Annotated in this window: 17 protein-coding genes; 6 read left to right on the top strand and 11 right to left on the bottom strand. The window is 46.5% G+C overall.

Features of this window, described 5'->3' with window-relative positions:
- Positions 1–36: 36 nt before the first annotated feature.
- The 3 genes from IDJ77_RS20605 to IDJ77_RS20595 all read left to right on the top strand — a co-directional run bounded on the left by IDJ77_RS20605 (position 37) and on the right by IDJ77_RS20595 (position 3,424).
- Positions 37–1,038, top strand: coding sequence for a 4-hydroxyproline epimerase (locus tag IDJ77_RS20605; RefSeq protein ID WP_191190865.1), 1,002 nt, complete (start codon positions 37–39; stop codon positions 1,036–1,038).
- A gap of 215 nt (positions 1,039–1,253) precedes the next feature.
- Complete coding sequence (locus IDJ77_RS20600; RefSeq protein ID WP_191190864.1) at positions 1,254–2,498, top strand: NAD(P)/FAD-dependent oxidoreductase; 1,245 nt, start codon at positions 1,254–1,256, stop codon at positions 2,496–2,498.
- A 38-nt stretch (positions 2,499–2,536) separates the two neighbouring features.
- Entirely contained in the window at positions 2,537–3,424 is an 888-nt protein-coding gene (locus IDJ77_RS20595) for an AraC family transcriptional regulator (protein WP_191190863.1), read from the top strand.
- Here the strand turns inward: IDJ77_RS20595 and IDJ77_RS20590 are convergent, their stop codons facing one another.
- Positions 3,425–4,363, bottom strand: coding sequence for a hypothetical protein (locus IDJ77_RS20590; protein WP_191190862.1), 939 nt, complete (start codon positions 4,361–4,363; stop codon positions 3,425–3,427). It lies immediately after the preceding gene.
- Between the two features lie 148 nt (positions 4,364–4,511).
- Positions 4,512–5,531, bottom strand: coding sequence for a fatty acid desaturase (locus tag IDJ77_RS20585; protein ID WP_191190861.1), 1,020 nt, complete (start codon positions 5,529–5,531; stop codon positions 4,512–4,514).
- Between the two features lie 188 nt (positions 5,532–5,719).
- On the opposite strand from IDJ77_RS20585, the gene IDJ77_RS20580 reads away from it, so the two are divergent.
- A complete protein-coding gene (locus IDJ77_RS20580; RefSeq protein WP_191190860.1) occupies positions 5,720–6,133 on the top strand; it encodes an EamA family transporter in 414 nt (137 codons plus the stop codon).
- 144 nt (positions 6,134–6,277) lie between these two features.
- Here IDJ77_RS20580 and IDJ77_RS20575 read toward each other — a convergent pair whose 3' ends face one another.
- From IDJ77_RS20575 to IDJ77_RS20555, 5 genes are all read right to left on the bottom strand, one after another.
- Positions 6,278–6,994: a LolA-like protein gene (locus IDJ77_RS20575; RefSeq protein ID WP_191190859.1), complete on the bottom strand. Its 717-nt coding sequence runs from the start codon at positions 6,992–6,994 to the stop codon at positions 6,278–6,280.
- A 27-nt stretch (positions 6,995–7,021) separates the two neighbouring features.
- Positions 7,022–7,426, bottom strand: coding sequence for a putative quinol monooxygenase (locus IDJ77_RS20570; RefSeq protein WP_224751172.1), 405 nt, complete (start codon positions 7,424–7,426; stop codon positions 7,022–7,024).
- 126 nt (positions 7,427–7,552) lie between these two features.
- Entirely contained in the window at positions 7,553–8,449 is an 897-nt protein-coding gene (locus tag IDJ77_RS20565) for an MBL fold metallo-hydrolase (RefSeq protein WP_191190858.1), read from the bottom strand.
- A gap of 115 nt (positions 8,450–8,564) precedes the next feature.
- Positions 8,565–9,428, bottom strand: a complete 864-nt coding sequence (locus IDJ77_RS20560; protein ID WP_191190857.1) for an alpha/beta hydrolase — start codon at positions 9,426–9,428, stop codon at positions 8,565–8,567.
- A gap of 77 nt (positions 9,429–9,505) precedes the next feature.
- A complete protein-coding gene (locus tag IDJ77_RS20555; protein ID WP_191190856.1) occupies positions 9,506–10,051 on the bottom strand; it encodes a DUF416 family protein in 546 nt (181 codons plus the stop codon).
- Between the two features lie 266 nt (positions 10,052–10,317).
- Here IDJ77_RS20555 and IDJ77_RS20550 point away from each other — a divergent pair, with 266 nt between their 5' ends.
- Positions 10,318–11,568, top strand: a complete 1,251-nt coding sequence (locus tag IDJ77_RS20550) for a serpin family protein (RefSeq protein WP_191190855.1) — start codon at positions 10,318–10,320, stop codon at positions 11,566–11,568.
- Between the two features lie 86 nt (positions 11,569–11,654).
- On the opposite strand, the gene IDJ77_RS20545 is transcribed toward IDJ77_RS20550, so the two are convergent.
- Positions 11,655–14,216: a phosphocholine-specific phospholipase C gene (locus IDJ77_RS20545; RefSeq protein WP_191190854.1), complete on the bottom strand. Its 2,562-nt coding sequence runs from the start codon at positions 14,214–14,216 to the stop codon at positions 11,655–11,657.
- 295 nt (positions 14,217–14,511) lie between these two features.
- On the opposite strand from IDJ77_RS20545, the gene IDJ77_RS20540 reads away from it, so the two are divergent.
- Positions 14,512–15,816 carry an alpha-L-fucosidase gene (locus IDJ77_RS20540; protein ID WP_191190853.1) on the top strand — a complete coding sequence of 435 codons (1,305 nt, stop codon included), beginning with the start codon at positions 14,512–14,514 and terminating at the stop codon, positions 15,814–15,816.
- 75 nt (positions 15,817–15,891) lie between these two features.
- On the opposite strand, the gene IDJ77_RS20535 is transcribed toward IDJ77_RS20540, so the two are convergent.
- The 3 genes from IDJ77_RS20535 to IDJ77_RS20525 form a co-directional block, all read right to left on the bottom strand.
- The gene (locus tag IDJ77_RS20535) at positions 15,892–18,363 is read right to left on the bottom strand and encodes an outer membrane beta-barrel family protein (RefSeq protein ID WP_191190852.1); all 2,472 of its coding nucleotides are present in this window, start codon (positions 18,361–18,363) and stop codon (positions 15,892–15,894) included.
- Between the two features lie 155 nt (positions 18,364–18,518).
- Complete coding sequence (locus IDJ77_RS20530) at positions 18,519–19,004, bottom strand: hypothetical protein (RefSeq protein ID WP_191190851.1); 486 nt, start codon at positions 19,002–19,004, stop codon at positions 18,519–18,521.
- A 75-nt stretch (positions 19,005–19,079) separates the two neighbouring features.
- A complete protein-coding gene (locus tag IDJ77_RS20525) occupies positions 19,080–21,008 on the bottom strand; it encodes a DUF3857 domain-containing protein (RefSeq protein ID WP_191190850.1) in 1,929 nt (642 codons plus the stop codon).
- Positions 21,009–21,010: the final 2 nt, after the last annotated feature.

Below are 21,010 nucleotides of genomic sequence, written 5' to 3'. Positions count from 1 at the left end.
ACTCACCATTCAACCACTCACCACTCACTAAACAACATGACCAAAACATTCTTCTGTATCGACGCGCATACTTGCGGTAACCCGGTGAGGCTGGTTGCCGGTGGCGGCCCTAATTTAACGGGTGCCAACATGAGCGAGAAACGCCAGCATTTTTTAAAGGAGTACGACTGGATCCGCAAGGGTTTAATGTTTGAGCCGCGCGGGCACGATATGATGAGCGGCAGTATCTTATACCCGCCTCACGATCCGGCAAACGATGTGGCTGTACTGTTTATTGAAACCAGCGGCTGCCTGCCCATGTGCGGGCATGGCACCATCGGTACTATCACCATCGCTGTGGAAGAAGGGTTGATCACCCCCAAAACGCCCGGCATCATCCGCATGGAGGCACCTGCCGGACTGGTGCTGATCTCCTACAAACAGGTAGGCGGCAAAGTAAAATCGGTAAAGCTGGTGAACGTGGCTTCTTATCTCGATTCGGAAGGGTTGGAGGTGGAATGCCCTGACTTGGGGATACTAACCGTTGATGTGGCCTACGGTGGTAATTTCTACGCCATTGTAGATCCGCAGGAGAACTTTAGTGGGCTGGAAAATTACACCGCCGATCAGCTTATCTCCTGGAGCAGGGTATTGCGGACAAGGATCAACGAAAAATATACCTTCGTGCATCCGGAAAACCCGACCATCAACACCTGTACGCATATCCTGTGGGCAGGTAAAACCATTTCGCAGGAGGCAACCGCCCGCAACGCCGTTTTTTATGGCGACAAGGCGATAGACCGATCGCCATGCGGTACGGGTACATCGGCGCGGATGGCGCAATGGCACGCTAAGGGCAAACTCAAAAAAGGAGATCAATTTATCCACGAAAGTATTATCGGCAGCCAGTTCATCGGCACGGTAGAGGATGAAGTAACCCTTGGCGGCAAAGCTGCCATTATCCCGGGCATAGAAGGCTGGGCAAAAGTATATGGCTACAACACCATCAAAATTGATGATGAGGATGACCCGTACGCGTTTGGTTTTCAGGTGATATAGGGGAAGAGTTTACGCAACGTTAAAACTATGTCATTGCGAGGCTCATGGGAGGCCTGCGCGAATGGGAGCCGTGGCAACCTCATAGGACAAGCACCGTTGCTTTGCGAATTCGCGAAATATCCTATGAGGTTGCCGCGCTTCGCTCGCAATGACAAACTTTAATAAAATTCAATAACATAAAACAAAAATTTCCCCTTTAGGGGGTTAGGGGGCTAATGAAATCAACAATCATAGGCGGAGGAATAATAGGGCTGTTTTCGGCGTATTACCTTCACAAGGCGGGCTGGGAAGTAGAAATTTTAGAGCAGGGCGACCTGAGCGACAATGCGTCCTTCGGCAATGCGGGCATGATCGTGCCCAGTCATTTTATACCGCTGGCTGCGCCGGGCATGATAGAGCAGGGCATCCGCTGGATGTTTGACAGCAAGAGCCCGTTCTATGTAAAACCGTCTTTAAACCCGGAGCTGATTGGCTGGGGACTTAAATTTTTAAAAGCTGCCAATAAAAAGCATGTGGAGCGCTCTGCCGTTGCGCTGCGCGATCTATCCCTGCTCAGCAAAACGCTTTACAAGGAATTTGATAACGAGGCAGGCTTTAACTTCGGACTGGAAGATAAAGGCATACTGATGCTTTATAAAACCGCTAAGTTTGAGGAAGAGGAACACCACACCGCCCAAAAAGCAAGGGCATTAGGACTGGACGCACAAAACCTGACCGCCGATGAGGTCCGCGCTTTGCAGCCCGAAATTGATGTAGACGTATTGGGTGCCGTGCATTACCATTGTGATGCGCACCTTTATCCTAACAAGTTAATAGTCGGGCTGGTAAAATACCTGGAAGCTGCGGGCGTGAAGATCCACCGAAACACGCCGGTTACCGATATCGAGCGGGATAGCGGCAAAGTGATCTCTGTGAGCAGTAATGATAAAAGCTTTAAAGCAGATAAATACGTTATTGCGGGTGGTGCCTGGTCGCCGGCCATTGCAAAGCTGGCCGGCTTAAATGTGCCGCTGATGCCGGGTAAAGGCTACTCTTTTATGATAGATGAACCGCAGAAACGGATGAGCATCCCTGCACTGCTTTGCGAAGCCAGGGTATCGGTAACACCCATGAACGGCAGCATCCGTTTTGGGGGCACCATGGAAATTGGTAAGGTAAACGATCAAATAAACATGAACCGCGTGGCGGGCATCGTGGAATCTATCCCAAAATACTTCCCCGGGTTTAAACCGGCTACGCCGCAGGTAAAAGAGATCTGGTACGGTTTCCGTCCATGCTCGCCGGATGGTTTGCCATACATTGGCCAATCTGCTAAATACAGTAACCTCACCGTTGCAACCGGGCATGGTATGATGGGCCTGAGCCTCGCACCCGCAACCGGCAAACTGGTTGAGGAAATATTGAATGAAAAGCAGGTATCCGCCGGGATTGACCTATTTTCGCCTAACAGGTATAATTAATAAAACTACTCACCCAATCACTATTCACCACTCACCGCTTGAAAGTCCTCCCATTTACCATACCGGTGCCCCATGGGCAAACCATTATTGTGCAGGAGGAGGTGTTGCCCCATTTTTACCCGCACCTGCACCGCCATGCCGAAGTACAGGTTACCTGGATACAGGAGGGGGAGGGTACGCTGCTGGCGGGCAATAACATGCATGTGTTTACCGGGGGCGAGGTGTTTGTAATGGGAGCCAACCAGCCGCATTTATTTAAAAGCAGCCCGGATTATTTTGCGGAGGGCAGCCAAAAGCAGGTACGCGCCATCAGCGTATTTTTTAACCCCAACGGCAAGCTGGCCGCGCTTTTCAACCTGCCCGAAATGCAGGCTGTACAAAGCTTTTTTTCACAGTGGCAAAACGGGTTTAAAATTCCGGAAAGGGAAACTGAAGCTTTTTCGGTATCCATCGCAAAAATCCAACATAGTACCGGCGCGGCACAACTGGCCCTGCTGATAGATCTGCTGAACGCGATGAGCACTACCGATGGCCTGCAGCCCCTCTCATCCGAAAGTTACACCTACTCCATGACCGACCCGGAAGGCGCGCGTATCGCATCTGTATATAACTATATTATGCACAACTACAGCAGCGCACTTACGCTGGATGAAGTTGCCCGGCTGGCCCATTTAACCCCCAACGCTTTTTGCCGCTATTTTAAAAAGCATACACGCACTACCTTCATTGCCTTTGTAAATAAGGTGAGGGTGAATGAGGCCTGCAAAATGCTGGTGAACGGCAGCCTTAACAATATTGCTGATGTGGCTTACAGTTGCGGCTTTAGCAGCATTACCAACTTTAACTACGTATTTAAAAACATCGCGGGGAAATCGCCGAGGGATTATATCAATGATTACTCTGGCGCGGTAAAAACCAGCCGCTGATCAGTTGGGCGTTTGGTAATAATAAATGGGGGCAAACACGCCTTCGCTGGTGGTATAATAGCCCTTACCATCGGGCGTAAAACCAATGGCCTCGCCTTGTTTTTCCTGCTTATAAGGCAGTTCGCGCGGGGGGCGCTGCATGGCCCGCCAGGCCGGTTCGTTTGGCTGGCGCTGCCAGTAGTAAACCTTTTCGTAGCTCTTCAATAATATTTTCGATCCGTCTTTAGAAATATCGCCGGCTGTTATCCATTTAAAAGGTTTTATGCCCTTAAAGTATAGCTTGGTCCTAAAGGTCATGGTTACCGTATCATCGTTGCGGTATTTTAGCGGGTAGGTGTACACGCCAACGGTATCGTAACGTTTGGTAACAATGTAGATGAGTTTTTCAATGGGGTCTATCATCATGGTTTCGGCATCCTTTGCACCGTCGGGGTATTTCAGGTTAATGGGTACCGGTACGGTGTTGGCCAGGCTATCCCTGCCCCAGTTCTTTTTTTCTTCGGCGCGATAAACGGTGATGAATTTACGATCGGCGCCGTTATCGCCAATGTCACCAACGTATACATAGCTTTTGCCTGGTATAGGGCCCGGCCCAACATCAATATCTTCTACATCAATAGCGCCGAGATGCTGCTTATGCCCTTTATAGTAAATAGTAGTGTGCAGTTTGCCATCGGGTGTTATGGCGAAGAAACGGCTGGTATCGCCGCTATCGTTGTGTACGTAATAAATGCCCTTGTTGAGGGTAGAGGCGGCTATGCCCGAGGTTTCGTCCATTACTTTATCCTGCAAATTGCTCTCTGCCTGCTTTTTGCGGTCGATAAGGCGATGCTTGGCATAAGCGCCGATAAACATCAGCACTACAATGGGGATCAGGATATTTAATTTTCGGCGACGGCTCATCTCTTTATATGCATTAATAACATCCGTTCGCTTCATATATTATCAACTTTGCAGTAAAAGCTGTAATTATTTAACAAGTAGCGCAAATATCGCAAAATTATGCTGCTTATTGTAAATGTGCGGCCCTAAAGCGTACAAAAAAGCCGCCTGTTTATAAGGCGGCTTTAAATAGGGGTTATATCACTTAGGCAACCGCTTCGGTTTTTGTAGCCTGGGTCATTTCAATATCCGGTTTACTTACATCGGTAATAGCTACGCGGCCACGGTCGCGGCGCAGGATACGGTTGAACAGCGAGATCTCCCTGTCGAACAAAAATTGGAAGAATAGCTTGGTCCACGAGGTATGGTAATACAATGTATCGTAAAACTCCGGAGCTGTTTTTTTGATCTCCGGTAACTTATTCCAGGGGATAGAAGGGAAATCGTGGTGTTCGTTATGGAAACCTACGTTAAAAGCCACTGTATTTAGCGGGCCATAGTAGCTATACGTTTCCTGCTCAACGCTGTGGGTAAGGTAGTGTTCCTGTATCCAGCGGGCTCCCAGTGGGTGCAAGCCAACCGAAAACGAGAAGCTTAGCAGCAAAAATACCAGTGAATGCGCGCCCATGAAATAAACAATGGCGGTGGTAAATACTACCTGTATCAAAAAGTTGGTTACTATCCAGCCATCAAACGGATGGATCTCGCGTAAACGTGATAAGCGAAACAGTTGGAATACCGGGAAAAACAGCAGCCACAAAGCTTTTCCAAAAAAGGAATTGCTGATTAATTTAGCTTCCCAGCGGTTAGGTAGATCGGCATCCAGCTCGTGCACACCCTGGAAGGAATGGTGCTTAATGTGGTATTTTTCGAACGAAATAGCGCTTGGCAATATTTGCGGCAAGTTGGCAAACATAGATGCAAAGCGGTTGGCGTTGCGGTTTTTAAAGAGTAATTGATGAGTACACTCGTGTATCATTACAAATAAAGCATGATCTGCAAAGGCACCCAGTAAGTAAGCCGCGCCTACTACCAACCACCACGACTGATCGCGCAGCAACCAGGCCAGTATTACCTGGAAGGCTACCAGGCCGATGATAGCAAAGATCGTATTCGGGTTTTTACCTATCAGTTTCCTAAGATCAGGAAACTGCTTTAAAATCTTTTTTGTACGGATGCGGTGAGGTTCAGACTCAGTCGAATAAACAAAATCGGTTTTCTTCATATTGGGTTAAAACGATGAAGATAAGCATATCGTGCCATAAATCCATTTTATTGTGGAGATTTGATGATATTTAGGTGAAAAAAATGAGATAATTTTTCTTTTAACGCAAATAATTTCCTCAATTTTAAAACAGGATTGGCCTTTAATTTTGTGCTTGATACGCCTGATTTACACTAAAACTCAACAATATGTGGTGGATATACGCTTTACTATCAGCACTGTTTGCGGCCCTTACGGCCATCTTCGCAAAAATTGGAATAAAAGGAGTTGATACCGACCTCGCTACCGCCGTCCGTACGGTAGTGATACTGCTTATTGCCTGGGCAATTGTGCTGGTAAAAGGTGCGGGTAATGGCATAGGCGGTTTGACCCGGCTCAACTGGACGTTCCTGGTGCTCTCGGGTTTTGCAACAGGCCTGTCATGGATCTTTTATTTCAAGGCCCTGCAATTGGGCAAGGTATCGCAGGTGGCACCGGTAGATAAGCTGAGCGTAGCCATAGCCATTATTCTGTCGGTAATATTCCTGGGCGAGCCGCTAACCGTAAAATCCGCATCGGGCGCGGTGCTCATCATTGCGGGTACGCTGGTGCTGATATTTTAGGGGGAGGAGTTCCAAATAATAGTATCCGTCATCCTGAACTTGTTTCAGGACCCCATCATACAAGTAGCCAACATGCTGAACAGCTTTGCATGCGCAGACCTGCCGCGTGGGGTGCCGAAATAAATTCGGCATGACGTGAGACGATTACTTCCCTATCATTGCCGGTTCAAACATCGCTTTATCTATCATCAAATTCGGTACAATATCCTGGTAGGTTTCGGTCTGCAGCAGTTTATCGTTGATGTAGAATTTGCAGTAGGTTTCGCTCCAGGTGCCGCCTTTAAGAGGCACCTGCTGCTCAAAGGTAGCTTCTTCTTTACCATTCGCATCGTATTTAAAATATCGAACTGCCACCAGCTTATCTTTGTCTATCCAAAGTTGGTTCACCTTTTCGCCATCTTTATCGGCACCTATCACATAAACGGGCTTTCCGTTATAAGTATCCTCATGGAATTTGGCCAGGTCGAACTTCAGCTCGGCATAATGCGCCAATACCTGGTCGAACGTTTTGAAATACATCCCACCCAAAAAGAAGATCAGTTCGTTCTCTGCCTTATCTGCCCGCACCACTTTGTTGGCACGGAAAACGTAGGATGAATCGCCGCGGTAAATAACGCCGTTGCCGGTTTTTTCGCCAAAATCTATCCGCAGCAGGTTGGGGTATACAATGTGCTCATACCAGGTATCGGTACGGGTTACGGTATCGTTTCGGTAGCGCTGCGTTTTTTGTGTGAAAGTAAGGGAAGTGTGCCACTTGCCGTGGTATTTGGCATACATCTTCTCCAGCAGTTTTGTGCTGTTTAACTTGGGTGCCGATAAGGCCGACAATGATATGATTGCGGTGAGAAATAAGGTTTTCATGTTTTTAATGCTTTATGATAAAGGTAACTACATCCCCGGTTTTTTGGCCAATGCAAGCAGGTTTACGTCGACAAGCTCCAGCGAGGTAACCATGTGCTGCACGGTCTCTTTATATTTTTTAAAATGAGGCGTTAATATATGGGATTGATAAGCTGCAGTGTCGGCATATATTTCCAGGATGGTGATGTGTGCCGCATTAGTTTTATCGGCAACGGCGTAGTAAGTTAATACGCCGGGCTCCAACTTAACAGCGGTGGTCATCTGCTCTTTTAAGGCGGCGTTGTATTTGTCTAACTGCGATGGCTCTACCTGTATTTTTGCCAGCCTAACCATTTGTTCTTTTTGCTGCGCCATTGCTTTTTCGCTAAAAGTAAGCGATATGATGCTCAGAATCACCATCAACAATCTGTTGAACCGAAAAGATCTCTCCATTGTTTTATTGATTTTAAAAGAAGCATTGTGCCGAATTTATTTCGGCAACCCACGTGCACAGTGTTTAAGCATGGTGGCTACCTTTATGATGAGGTGTTGAAACAAGTTCAACATGACGATTAATTATTACAAGGCCGTCAATTCTTCATAAGCCGCTGTCAAGCTCCGCTGGATGCCATCGCCCTGCCATTGCGTTACACCGGGGATAGCTTTTGCGGCTAATATCTCTTCCTTGGTTTTACCGGCTTTAATATTGCCTTCTACAAAGGCTACCAGTTTTTCCATATAATCCTGCATCTGTTTTACATCCTCAACGGTGCCCGTAACTTTCAACGGCTCAAAAGCGTGACCAAAAACGTACTGCGTATTTTTATCGAACTGTTTGGTTGCGGCTTCAAGCACTTTTCCCCAATTCCTGCAGGATGCACCGGCAGAGCGATCGATATAGGGGTGCATTTTGTTGAACACCAGGTCGCCGGTGTGCACAATGTTGGCATGTTCAAAGTGTATAAAGGCGTCGCCGTTAGTGTGGCCAGCACCAAAGTAATGTCCGCTGATAATCTCGTCGCCCACTTTTACCTTCCAGCTGTCGGTAAAGGTGGTATCGGGGTATAGCTGCTGGTCTTCTTTTTTCTGTTTTATGGCTGATGCTTTTTGATTAACAAGCGAGTTGGCATGTGCCGCCACGTTTTTGGCGATGCCTTTAAAGGCGATGTTGCCGCTGGTATGGTCGCCGTGGTGATGGGTGTTAATGAGCCATTGAAAAGGCTTATCGCTTTTCTTTTGCATTTCGGCAATCAGATGCGGTGCGGTGTTGGGGAACTGCGCGTCAACCACCACAATACCTTCCTTGTTCGCCATCCAGGCGATGGTGCCGCCTTGTTCTATAAAGATCCCAACATTATTACGTAAGGGGATAACCTGGTAGCCTTCCGCCAGTAAAGAGGCAAAGCTGCGATTACCTAAAAATGCTAAAGCGCCTGCGGTAAGGGCCGTATTTCTTAAAAATTGTCTGCGTTGCATGGTAGATTTATAAGTTAATAGATGATGGTTCATAGTTCATAGCCAAATTAAAGATAGCAAAGCTAATTAGCAAACTGCCCGCTAATTCTACCATGAACTATCATCTATGAACCAATTAATATTGATGAAATGCCTGCGATACAAACTCCAGCACCACGGGCAGCGACGCGCGCCAGTAGGTCCAGTTATGGGCGCCATCGCGGATGCGGTACTCATGCGGGATCTCTTTCTTGCGCATCAAGTTATGCACCAGTCCGTTGCCTTCGTATAAAAAGTCGTCGTCGCCGCAATCGATAAACCAGCGCACGGCTTTTTTATTGGCGTCTGTCATGGCGTTTATCAAAGGCAATACGCTGTACTTGTTGTAAAAGTTGTTCACCGTGCTATCGGCAAAGGTAACATTGGGGTTGTTGCGGGCAATGCCGGTTTTAGCATCCTCTAAAGTAAGAAAACCCGTAGCCGCACTCAGCGGGCAAGCCGAAGAAAAAAGCTCGGGGTGATGCAGGGCATAAACAAAGGTGCCGCCGCCACCCATACTTAAACCCGATATGGCGCGGAAACGCTTCTCGCTTTTTACCCGGTATTTTTTTTCTACGTAGGGCATTAGTTCGGTAAAAAAGAAGTCCTCGTAATTCCAGTCGCCTTTAATATCGTTAAAATAACCGCGGCGGCCGGTATTGCCATCGGGCATTACAATGATCATTGCGGTAGCGCCACCATCACGGATGGCTTTATCGGTAATATTTTGTACTTCGCCAAATTGCACCCAGCCGGTTTGGTCGTCGCCGGCGCCATGCAGCAGGTACAGGATTGGGTAGCTGCGGCCGCTGGTTTCATAATCGGGCGGCAGGTAAATGGCAAACTTGCGTTCGCTTTTCAGGATCTTACTGTTGAGGGTTAAATTATCAAACACTTTGCTGCCCTGGGCAAACAGCACAGCAGGACAAAGCATCAGCAATACGGATAGCAGTTTTTTCATCAGGATAAGTTTTTATTTGGTTTGGTGCAATCGGGGTTTATTGCAGGGCAGATAAATTTAGGAAAAATAAGTTAAGATTAACCACCCTTTATCCATTGAATGATTTTATTCAAGAGCGAACTGTCAGGTTTTGTTATCCGTAGTTGATATTCCTGCTCTTCTTTAATTAATGGGTGATTAATGAGTTGCAGATGTGTTAGCGTACTGTCTGCTTCTTGCAGCTGAAAGTCAATTGTATCAGTTACATACGAGGAAATATTAATAGCATGCGAAACGTCGCCATCTATCAAATATCCTAATAAGTCTAAAACAGCCGTGCATGCGTTCAAAGCATAGCTCCCATCCCAATCGCCAAAATCTTCAGTATCAGGTGTTATTATGTCTACCGCGCCAATGAGCCTTTGTGTATTAAAGTTTTTAATGTCTTTCAGGTGTTTATTTGCGTCACAATAATCAATGGCTTCCTGTAGTAAATTAGCGTCGCCCCATTGGTTGCGGACAGAGAAAAATACATAATCGGGATAAAGTTTCCTGCAAACATACAGCCCAAACTCCACGGTGCGGTAAGCTGGCAGCGAACTTAATTGTTTGGTCAGTTTTTTATTAAAGTCTTTCTGTGTCATCGTAAGGCTTTGGCTATATGCAACTAAAATAGGAATTATCGATATATACTACTTTGGGTCGCGACATGGAATTATGGCGTTCCCTGCGGGCCAGGCTTTCCGCTCATACGCGCACAAGGCATTAGGCTCGGGGCCGGTATCCGCTGCAATCCTTAACGCGGTAAGTTCCGTTTGATATATTTTTCATCGAACTTGTATCATCCTCATTTGCAGCTGCGTAATATAATTAATAAACCAGGTGAAAATATACGCTAAAAACTGATCTTATGACACGCAAAATTCCGCTGCTGCTCTGCTTACTGATTATCGGCCTCGTTTCCTGCAATAAAAATGATGGTATCGACCCCGGCGAAGGTAAGAGCCTGGTACTTACCCCAGCCGAACAACAAAAAGCAGCAGCGGATAATGCGTTTACCCTCAAATTGTTTAAAAATATCGCGGCCTCCGAACCGGACAGTAAAAACCTGTTTATGTCGCCCCTAAGCGTAAGCTTTGCTGTGGGGATGACCGCCAATGGAGCCAAAGAAGCAACACTTGCCGCTATCAACACCACTATGAATTTCAACGGCTTTACCCAGGCCGCCATTAACAGTTACTACAATAAGCTGATGGCGGAATTGCCCGGACTCGAGCCAAATACGCAGCTAAAAATTGCCAACTCGATATGGTACCGCCAGGGGCTGGAGGTGTTGCCACAATTCATCGAAACCAATACCAAAGCTTACCAGGCAAAAGTAGAAGCCCTTGATTTTGCTAACCCCAGTGCCAAAAACACCATTAATAACTGGGTGAACGAAAAAACCAATGGTAAGATCCCCAGTATTGTAGATGCCATAAGTGCCGAATCCCAGATGTTCCTGATCAATGCTATTTACTTTAAAAGTATCTGGAAGAATAAGTTTAATACCGCTGATACCAAAAAACGCACTTTTACCTTAGCCAACAACAGCACGGTACAGGCTGATTTTATGGCCGGAAAGATAGATTACAACAATAACCTGGTAACCGAAGATGGCAAAACCACCATCATAGCCGAGTTCCCGTACGCGCACGACAGGTTTAGCATGGTAGCTATCCTTCCTGCCGAAGGGGTGTCGGTTAAGCAATTGGTAGCCGGTTTAGATTCTGCTAAATGGAGCACCTGGATGGCGGGCCTTGGTGCGCAGCAAAGTCAGATCTATCTCCCTAAATTTAAATTCGCGTACGAGAAATCTTTAAAAGACCCGTTGATCAATCTGGGTATGGGCAACGCTTTTAGCGATGCGGCTAACTTTACCGGCATCCGCACAGCGGGCGGATTGTCTATCACCGACGTAAAGCACAAAGCCTTTGTAGATGTAAATGAGCAGGGTACCGAAGCCGCTGCCGTAACTTCGGTAGAAATAGGCCTAACCTCTGCCGGCCCAATATCTACGCTTGAGTTTAACCGCCCGTTCCTCTTCGTTATCCGCGAAATGAAAACCGGGCTGGTGTTATTCGCGGGAGTAGTAAATAACCCGGTGTTGGCCGGAGAGTAAAAGGTCCGAAAGTCCGCAGTCGGCAAGTCCGAAAGAGAAACCATAATGGATCACTGGTTTTTCTTTCGGACTTCCCGACTTTCGGACTAAATTACCACCCCACCCATCAGCGGATCGCTGAAGCTGTGTTTGCCGGTTTCTACACGGCCGGCGTAGCGTTTTTCAAAATTTGTGTGTCCTTTTACTTTGATGCTGAAATCGTACCAGCCGTGGCTTTTTTGCAGGTTTATAACCAATGGGATAAACCTCGCTGCATTATAAACCGTGCGGGTAAGCGGGGTGCTTTTATAGGCGTTGTATGTTATTACTACAGTGAGCGGTTTTGCGTTGCCCGAGCTTAGCGCGATTTGGATGTTGCCGGTAAGCTTTTTGCCTGTAGCATCTTGCTGGTATTGTACATCGGTGCTTACGTCAGGGTCCTGCGCGTTGCCTTTGTATTCGCGGAAGAAACCGTTGGGCCCGTATATGCGGAGGTGGTAATTACCGCCCTCAAAATTTTTAAGCGCCCATTCATCGGTTATACTGTCACCCGCGGTAAGCGCGTAGCTCCAGTTGCGTGCTGCTTCCATTTGCTGCGGGTTTTGCAGGCTTGCATGCTTGCCCGGTGCGTACACATTAAACGGTGCACCAATGGCCTGTTTGCCAAATGCTTTGTCGGCCGCCTCAAATTTTATGCTGAATGATTTTTTATCCTCACTCAGGCTGCCATCAGCATATAATTCGTAAGGCAGGGCGTAGGAATGTTTAATGCCTGTTTCCTGCTTCGGCATCAATGCAGATGCGTGCCGGTTGGTTTTGATGAGCGAAATATCGGCGTTGTTCAGTTTCTTGAACGTAGGCAATTGTTTGAATTTTGCCTTGTGGATGCCCTCCACATACTTATCCATATCCAGGAACACCGGATTGGCTATCGGCTCGCCATTATAAGGGCGGAACGCCGAAGTAAGGTCGCCGCAGACGGTACGGCGCCAATCGCTGATGTTGGGTTCTTTGATATTTTTGCCGGTTTTATGGCTCAGGAATTTTTCTAAAAATTGCAGGCAGGAGGTATGGTCGAACACTTCAGAATTCACCCATCCGCCGCGGCTCCATGGTGATGCGATGACCATTGGCACCCGGTAACCCAGCCCGATTGCGCTCTCGCGGTCGTAATGGGTAGGGAAATCTTTACGCTCCTGTTCCTGCTCCAGTGTTACAAATTCTACGCGGGTATCGATACCTTTTGATACTTTACCAGTTCCATTCTTGTGCGAATGCGGCGCTACAAAAGGCGGAATATGATCAAAATAGCCGTCGTTCTCATCGTAATTCAGTACAAAAATGGTTTTCTTCCACACCTCGGGGTTTTGGGTAAGGATATCCAGCACCTCAGATACATACCAGGAGCCGTACCATGGCGCGCCGGGGTGATCGGAGAAATTTTCGGAGGCAACCAGCCAGGATACAGTTGGCAGTTTGCCTGTTTTTACATCCTCCCTAAACTGGTACAATACATCGCTTTTTGGCACCTGTACCTCTCGGGCTGTGCCATTATCGTTGTATTTAAGGGTTGTTAACTCGCGGTATTTTGGGTCGTTGCGGTTTGTATCAAAACCCTTTTGGTGGATGTTCTTTTCCTTTTGAGAAAGCTTATCAAATGCACCCGGCTCCAAAAGCTTCGGGTTATTTTTAATGTCGGCAAGCTCATCCTGCATCCATTTCAACTCGCGTTTTAATCTTTTCAGGTTTTTATCATCTGCAGGCAGGGCCTTTATTTTGCTTTCGGCTTCGGCTATTTTACCGGGCAGCACTTCAAGCATTTTCTTGCGGAAGATGGTATGCTTATCGTGCAGTTTTACGTTGTACTGCTCAAAAAATTCCAGGGGATTATCGGTAAAGTTGGAGAGCCAGGCATCCTGCTCGCCTTCGAAACCCGTGGGTACGCTTACCTCGTTCTGGTAACATTTCCAGCTGATATTATTATCTTCCAATCGCTCGGGGAAGGTGGTCCAGTTTAGGGTACCAAAATCCGCGTCTTCGTTCCATACCCTTGGGCGCGATTTTTCATTTTGCTGCTCGCGTATAGTGCCCGACCAGAAGTACAACCTGTTGGGCGTGGTGCCGGTGAGCGAAGAGCAAAAATTCTGATCGCATACGGTGAAAGCATCTGCCAGCGCGTAATTAAAAGGCAGGTCTTCGCGGGTGTGATAACCCAGCGTAAGCGGCATATCTTTGTATTCGGGATTGCCCGATTTTTTCTCGATCAGCCACTGGTCGAACTTGCCGTCGTTGCGGGCATTTACCTGGTTGGTCCAGCTGTGCGGCAACGAGTTCATCCAGGTAGCTTTGGTGTTTTTTATATCAAGATGGAAAGGCGCGAAAGTTTCGCCTTTTTCGTTGGATTGCAGCCAAACCGGGTTCTTGTTGGGCAGGTCGATGGCCCTTGGGTCGTTATACCCCCGCACGCCTTTTAGCATCCCAAAGCAGTGGTCGAAGGAGCGATTCTCTTGCATTAAAAACACAATATGCTCGGCATCCCGCCAGGTACTGCCAATTTTAGGGTTTATGGCCAAAGCCTTTTGGATAGACGGCGGTAAAACACTGCTTATGCCAGCTGCGCCGGTAAGCATGGCTGCCTTTTTTAGGAAATCTCTGCGGGAATCTAACATGAGGTAAATATAGTTATCGGTAATGTAAAATTGCTTATGTAGTAGGTGACTCACCTGCCTGCCGCACTATTTGTCTGAACTCGAATTTGTCGAATTATTAAAATGGGCAGAATTAAAAACGCAGATTAATTAGCCACCAAACAGTTCTGTCAATTCTTGAATTCCATAAATTCGGGTTCAGACAATTCACCCGCAAGATTATGAATACACTGTTAACTATAAATAATATAAATGTGAACGTTACGGTTAAACATAAATTTCGCTAAATTCCCAGCGTAAAACTAACCACCTATTTATGATACGTAAGCTCACCCTCACCATAGCGTTGCTTTCGGCGCTTGCTTTAAACACCGTTGCCCAAACCGGGCCCTATGTGCCAACCGCCGATAACCTTGCCGCGCGTAAAAAATTCCAGGACTTAAAGTTTGGTTTATTTATCCACTGGGGCGTTTACAGCATTTTAGGTGCCGGCGAATGGGTAATGTACGAGAAAAAGATCCCTTACGATAGCTATAAACGCCTTGCCGGTTTTTTTAATCCGCAGGAATTTAACGCAAAGGAGTGGGTGCAATTCGCCAAAAAGGCAGGGATGAAATATATCACCGTCACCTCGCGCCATCACGATGGGTTCAGTATGTTCGGTACAAAAATGTCGCCATATAATATTGTGGATGCCACGCCTTATCATAAAGATCCCTTGATGGAACTGGCCAAAGAATGCGAGAAGGAAGGCATCGAACTGCACTTTTACTACTCGCTGCTGGATTGGGGCAGGCCCGATTATGCTTTTGGCAGCCCAATAGTAAATGGTAAGCCCGAAAAAGGTGACTGGGACAGCTATATTAAATTTATGAAAGACCAGCTTACCGAACTGATCACCAAATACCCGGCGGTAAAAGGGATCTGGTTCGACGGGCACTGGGAGCGCAAAAACGCTAACTGGCATTACGATGAGATCTACGGTTTGATACATAAACTAAACCCCGCCATATTGGTAGGTAATAACCACCATTTGGAGCCGATAGACGGAGAAGATTTCCAGATGTTTGAGAAGGATTTGCCGGGTGCTAACACCACGGGCTTTAGCGCGGAATCCAAGATTGGGAAACTTCCGTTGGAGACCTGCGAAACCATTAATAATAGCTGGGGCTTTAATATTACCGACCGTAGTTTTAAATCATCCAAACAGATCATCCATTACCTGGTAAATTCTGCAGGCAGGGATGCCAACTTTTTGCTTAACATTGGCCCCATGCCAAACGGCAAGATCCAATCGGAATTTACCGATACACTGGCTATTGTAGGCGATTGGGTTAAAAAGAACGGCGAGAGCGTTTATAACACAAGAGGCAGTACCATGCCGCCGCAGCCATGGGGCGTGATGACCGCAAACGGCAAAACGCTATATGCGCATATTACTACCACTCCCGGGGAATCTTATATTTTCATCCCGCAGATGAAGGAAAAGGTTACCAAAGCGGTGTTGCTGAATGGCGGTGGCACCGTAAAGTTTAAACAACAGCCAGAAGGTGTATTTATATACACCAATGGCCTTACAATGGACCCGATTGACACCATTATTAAACTAACGGTAAATTAGGGGCACCACTAATTTTTCATAAAAAATGGCCGGCTCAAAAAGAGCCGGCCATTTTTATTTATCAAAATAAAAGGCTTACCGCCCGCCCGCATCCTGGGCAGGCATGTTGTTATCTTCCCTGTCTTTTTCTTTCTCTTTCGAAAATTCAAGCTTGCCAAATTTATAGTTGAGGGTAATGCCGAAGGATTGTAGTGGTACTTGCCTGATGCTTACCTGGTTAAAGCCGGTGCCGAATGTGGTTGCCCGTTGGGTTACATAATGCGTAAACGGGTTTGCGGCTTGCAGCCCCAGGCTTGCTTTTTTATTCATGAACTGCTTGCGGATGGCTAAATTGTAAAAGAAGAAATATGGCCGGGTTCCCTGCAGGTTCTTTTGCGATGAATTGTAGTTGGCAAAGGCTTCGGCGGTAAGGTCGTTGCCAAACTGGTAGCTGGCGTTCAGATTTATGCGGTAGGCCAGTCCGGTTACTTTTGATATCCCCGGGTTGGTATTGGTACGGCTGGCAAAAAACATATTGGTGCGCAAATTAAGCTTTTGGGTAACCGGTACCGATGCAAACAGGTTAGCGCCAATAGTAGTTTGCGTGCCTATGTTGCTGCGCTGGTTTAAAAGCACGTTGGGGTACTCTCGGCCGTTAATATTCAGGCTATCATAACGGGTGGTAAATGGTTGTATATCGTCGATATTATGGCGGTAAAAACTACCCAAAGAAATATTAGCGCCGCTATCAAACGATCGGTTGTAACCCAGCTCGATACCATGGCTCAGTTCGGGTTTTAAATTGGGATTACCTGTGCTGATGTTATGCGGATCGCTGATGTTGAAAAAGGGGTTAAGGTCGCCGTAGTCCGGGCGCTCTATACGGTAGCTGTAGCTTGCCTTTATGGATTGCGTTGGGCTTAATTTGTGCGATAGGGTTAATGACGGCACTACCGTATTGTAGCCCGGTATAACAACGCCCGGGAAATCTGCCGTGGTGTTGGTGTACTCGTCCCTTACGCCTGCCTTGGCCTCCAAAAAATTATTGAATAATGCCGTAGATACCGATAGGTAACCCGCGTATACTTTGCGCTTGTAGTTGAAACCGTAGCTCTGGCCCGCGTTGTTGATATAGCTGCCATCGTTTAGCAGGGTATCGGTATTTACAACGTTCTTCAGGTTTTCTATAACGGCTTTCGCGCCTGCTTCCAGCGTAAAGGTTTTGCTGAAGGGCTGCGTGTAATCGATAGATATATTGGTCTCCCTGTCGTTACCCGGGTTGTTGCTGCGCGAGCCGGATGTTGGGTAACCGCCGGTAAGGTAATCCTGCTCGTTAAAGTACGAGAAGGTATTTTTGCCGTAACTGGTGCTGTACAATATTTCCAGTTCCTGGCCTTCAGTTTTAAATTGTTTTTTGTAGGCAAGGCTCAGGTCGGTGGCGTTTACGTGGAAACGGCTATCAGATGTACGGTTGCTCAGCAAATCGTAGATGGGCGCGCCTGCTGTTGTGGCCTTACTTTCGTCCTGGTTGCTAAAGCCGTTGTTATGGTTGCCAAAATGATTAAAGCCCACCGATGCGGTCAGTTCATCTTTAGGGCTGATGCTCCAGTTAAAGCTCAGGCCCGATTGGTAGCCGCTTCTGCGCTGCGTGTTATCGCCGCTTTGCGTTAAGTTGGTAACCGTGCCTTCTGTTGTATTGCTTGATGTACGGTTGTTACTGCTTAAGCCCGTAGTTTTAAGCTGCGCGTTGCCACTGAAAAAGGCGTTTATGCCAAAATTGTTTTTGCGTGCATTAAGATTGAAAGAACCATTCTCTAACCGTGTACCGGCCGCCAGGTTAATGCTGCCGTTGATGCCCTGTACTTTACTGTCTTTTAAAATAATATTGATGATACCGCCCGTGCCCGCAGCATCATACTTAGCGCCGGGGCTGGTGATCACTTCTATACTCTTTATCTGGCTGGCAGGGATAGCCTGCAAGGCATCGGCAAGGCTGGCGCCAAAGATGCTGGACGGCTTGCCATTGATGAGGAAACGTACATTGGCATTTCCCTGCAGCTCTACATTACCATCAATATCAACAGAAACCTGGGGTACTTTTTTCAGCACATCCAAAGCAACGCCGCCTTGCGCGGTAAGATCGTTTGCGGCGTTATAAACCATCTTGTCTATACGGTTCTCTATAATAGGTGCTTTTGCCGTAATGGTAACCCCGGTTAACTGGTTTTGTACCGGGGCTAATAGTATGTTGGCCAGGGCTGGTGTGCTGCCACCATCAGTTACAATGACATGGTCTATTGTGGTGCGTTTATAACCCAAAAAATCAACGGTAACTTTATAATCTCCTGCTGGGATATTATCGATGCTGAATGTTCCTTTCGCATCAGTACTGATGCCGTTGAAAGGGCTGGTAGCGCCTTGTTTAAATACCGAAATGGTGGCGTAATCTACAGGTTGTTTGGTTACGGCATCGGTAACTTTGCCGCTTATTTTGCCTTTACCGGCAGTTTGGGCGTAGTTGCTTACAGAAATTAGGAGAAAGAAAAGTAGTGAGAGAACCGTTCGCATGAAAGTGTTGGTTTTATTAGAACCACAAATCTGCCAAAGAAAATTGGATTAAAACTGAGTTTTGATTTAGGTGTCGGAATTGTTACAGAATCTTGTTAAAACCATGCATGGCCGTAAACGCACTTAGCGGTCAGTTTTGCAAATAGTAGGAAGTTTTAATAACCTATAAAATCTTTCTGCTCTATCACCACGGTGCCCTTGTTTTCAGTTGTGCTGATGTACATTTTCACATGGTAAAAGTCGTTGTCGAAAACGTAAATGTTATTGTCAACATCCGATCCCTGGAACTTCATGGTAAGCCTGCCGCTTTTTGCCTGGGCTATTAAATTAAGCACATGCTGCGGATTGCGGGTAGTATAGGTTACGCTGCGTAAAATAACACCGCTTGATAATACCGTATTTACGCCGATGGTGATGGTTTGCTCGCTTACCTTAGAATTTATACTGCGGAAATGCTCTATCTTTTTACCATCCTTTTCTTCGATATACTGGTGCTTAAATACCCTGCCCAGCACCAGGTAAGTGTGGGCCTCCCCGTCAGACAGGTTGGTGAGATTGGTAAGATCGTAAAATGAGATGCTTTGGGCATTCGCATTCAGGCGCAGGCAAAACAAAAATATAACGAACAGGTATTTTTTCATTTTATAATATACTCAACAAATATACTTTAATTTTCAAGGAGTTATCAGCATGTGTTATAGCTTACGGAATAGGCTTTAGTCCTTCTTTAATACAATTTGCTCGTTAAGCATCTCGTACATGGTTTTAAAAAACTGGCGTAATTCGGGGTATTCATCCCGCGTGTATTTTGTTTTGTAAAAGCTGATAGTGTACTTCACAATCACAGTCCCCTGCACTTCGCCCAAAACACGCTTAAAAACTATACTGTTATCCTGCATTACGATAGTAATGTTTTTTGGAATAGCATCAATTTTGTAACCCACGGGCACGTTATACCTGCCGTGGATGGAATAGGTGTTGAGGAAAATAAAATCAATGTCAGAAAGCCGCATTTCGCTGATGAACGGGTTTGGGCCCAGGCCGGTAAATAAATTGGGATTGATAAATATATAGTGCTCATCAGAACTGGTAAGCTCCATCTTAAAGTTAAAATCTTCGCGGAGGGGGAGGGTATCTACCTCCATGTTTGAGAATTGGTGCCCGGTTACTTCTAAATTGGAATTGCCTTCCTTCAGTTCATCCTCTATATATTTTTTAATGCCGATATTATCAAATACCTCCAGCTTACTGGTACGCTTGTAATTAGAACTGGTTTTTTGAACGCTGCCTTCCAGCTTACCGGCGCTGTTTATCCCAGCGTTTACAAAAACCACTTCTGTTGACGGCACAGCGGTGGTTAGCCGGATCACGTTAGGGGTGGTTAACAACCTTAGGCCAGTGGAGTTTGCTTCAGGGTCTATCGTCAGCATATTTAAACCCAGCAGCTCATAAGGGGTATCGTTATAAGTATTATACTTACCCGTAGCATCCATTACATAAAAGTTAAGCGAATCTATAGGTACACGCACCACCGTTTTATTGAGGCGGCCAAAACTTGGGTTGGCTAACTCCAGTTCGCCATGGTCGCGCGTGCCCAATACCAGTAAACTTGCTTTTACACCGGCTTGCTTTAAAAAATGATACAGAACAAGGTTTATTTCGGTAGAATTGCCGGTTTTATTCAGCCAGGCTTTTTTAAGGCCGCTCTCGCTGTACCATTTGTCCTCCTTATTCCACTTCATGGTGTTTTTTACGGTATTAAACAGGTAGGCTATTTTCTCGTGCTCATCTTTTATGGCGTTTGCATCAGCTATAAGCTGGGCCTCCTTATCCAACGGCAGTTTTAACTGACCACCAAAATCGGGATCGTCAATAATATCCCTGCCAATGGATGGCCATGTGCGAAACCCGCGCGAGGGTTTAAAATAGATCCCCTGCAAATTATCCTCTACCGAGTGCATCAAAGGCTCTATCCTAAACCCGGGGATTTTAGAAAGGCTCCAAACGTGGGTACGGGCCCTGTCGCCTTTTGGTACAAACGAAGTATCAACATCCAGCTTTTGGGTTAATTTTTTAATGATGTTGAAAAAGTAGCCGTAGTTAATGCTGGCTTCTAATTTACTATACCTTTTAGGTAATAAACCCTGGAAAAGCCAGTCGGGGTAATTGTAGCCATAGTGTGTTTTCCAGGTATATTTAACCTCAATTACCGAACCCGTTTTTACGTTTGGTAACGTAAAAACAACAGCGCGGCGCTCCTTATCCACTTTTTCGTTATAAATAAGCTTTGGATCAAGAGGTGTTACAACGATGGTATTACCAACAAGATTTATCGTTTCGGCCTGGATGTTTTTGATGTCCTCGTTGCTATGCGCTCCATAAAACTCCAGCCGGATGTTGGCTTCGCTGGTACCTTTATCGTTGAATATTTTTATGCGCTTGTGGCGCTCCATTACAATGGCTTCGGTTTTTGTATAGCTCACTTTGGCTACATCAAATAAAACCATGGCATTGGCTCCTTTATCAAAATCGCAGGAGCTTAGTTTAAGGTCGGCAGTATCAATTTTGCCATACTCTGCCGCCTGTGCATTGGCCTTTATGCACGTGGCGGTGAGTAATAATATCAGCAGGTAAAAAGTCTTCAAAT

Source organism: Mucilaginibacter pankratovii (assembly GCF_014773265.1).
In the GTDB taxonomy this organism is placed as follows: domain Bacteria; phylum Bacteroidota; class Bacteroidia; order Sphingobacteriales; family Sphingobacteriaceae; genus Mucilaginibacter; species Mucilaginibacter pankratovii.
Note: the sequence above shows the minus strand (reverse complement) of the source record. Positions and strands in the feature narration are given on the sequence as shown.

Excerpts from the sequence above, each read along its gene's own strand:
- IDJ77_RS20570 (WP_224751172.1), bottom strand. The coding sequence starts at position 7,426 with ATGGAGAGATCTTTTCGGTTCAACAGATTGTTGATGGTGATTCTGAGC.
- IDJ77_RS20555 (WP_191190856.1), bottom strand. The coding sequence starts at position 10,051 with ATGACACAGAAAGACTTTAATAAAAAACTGACCAAACAATTAAGTTCG.
- IDJ77_RS20530 (WP_191190851.1), bottom strand. The coding sequence starts at position 19,004 with ATGAAAAAATACCTGTTCGTTATATTTTTGTTTTGCCTGCGCCTGAAT.
- IDJ77_RS20585 (WP_191190861.1), bottom strand. The coding sequence starts at position 5,531 with ATGAAGAAAACCGATTTTGTTTATTCGACTGAGTCTGAACCTCACCGC.
- IDJ77_RS20575 (WP_191190859.1), bottom strand. The coding sequence starts at position 6,994 with ATGAAAACCTTATTTCTCACCGCAATCATATCATTGTCGGCCTTATCG.
- IDJ77_RS20540 (WP_191190853.1), top strand. The coding sequence starts at position 14,512 with ATGATACGTAAGCTCACCCTCACCATAGCGTTGCTTTCGGCGCTTGCT.
- IDJ77_RS20535 (WP_191190852.1), bottom strand. The coding sequence starts at position 18,363 with ATGCGAACGGTTCTCTCACTACTTTTCTTTCTCCTAATTTCTGTAAGC.
- IDJ77_RS20580 (WP_191190860.1), top strand. The coding sequence starts at position 5,720 with ATGTGGTGGATATACGCTTTACTATCAGCACTGTTTGCGGCCCTTACG.
- IDJ77_RS20565 (WP_191190858.1), bottom strand. The coding sequence starts at position 8,449 with ATGCAACGCAGACAATTTTTAAGAAATACGGCCCTTACCGCAGGCGCT.
- IDJ77_RS20550 (WP_191190855.1), top strand. The coding sequence starts at position 10,318 with ATGACACGCAAAATTCCGCTGCTGCTCTGCTTACTGATTATCGGCCTC.
- IDJ77_RS20560 (WP_191190857.1), bottom strand. The coding sequence starts at position 9,428 with ATGAAAAAACTGCTATCCGTATTGCTGATGCTTTGTCCTGCTGTGCTG.
- IDJ77_RS20590 (WP_191190862.1), bottom strand. The coding sequence starts at position 4,363 with ATGAAGCGAACGGATGTTATTAATGCATATAAAGAGATGAGCCGTCGC.
- IDJ77_RS20545 (WP_191190854.1), bottom strand. The coding sequence starts at position 14,216 with ATGTTAGATTCCCGCAGAGATTTCCTAAAAAAGGCAGCCATGCTTACC.
- IDJ77_RS20605 (WP_191190865.1), top strand. The coding sequence starts at position 37 with ATGACCAAAACATTCTTCTGTATCGACGCGCATACTTGCGGTAACCCG.
- IDJ77_RS20600 (WP_191190864.1), top strand. The coding sequence starts at position 1,254 with ATGAAATCAACAATCATAGGCGGAGGAATAATAGGGCTGTTTTCGGCG.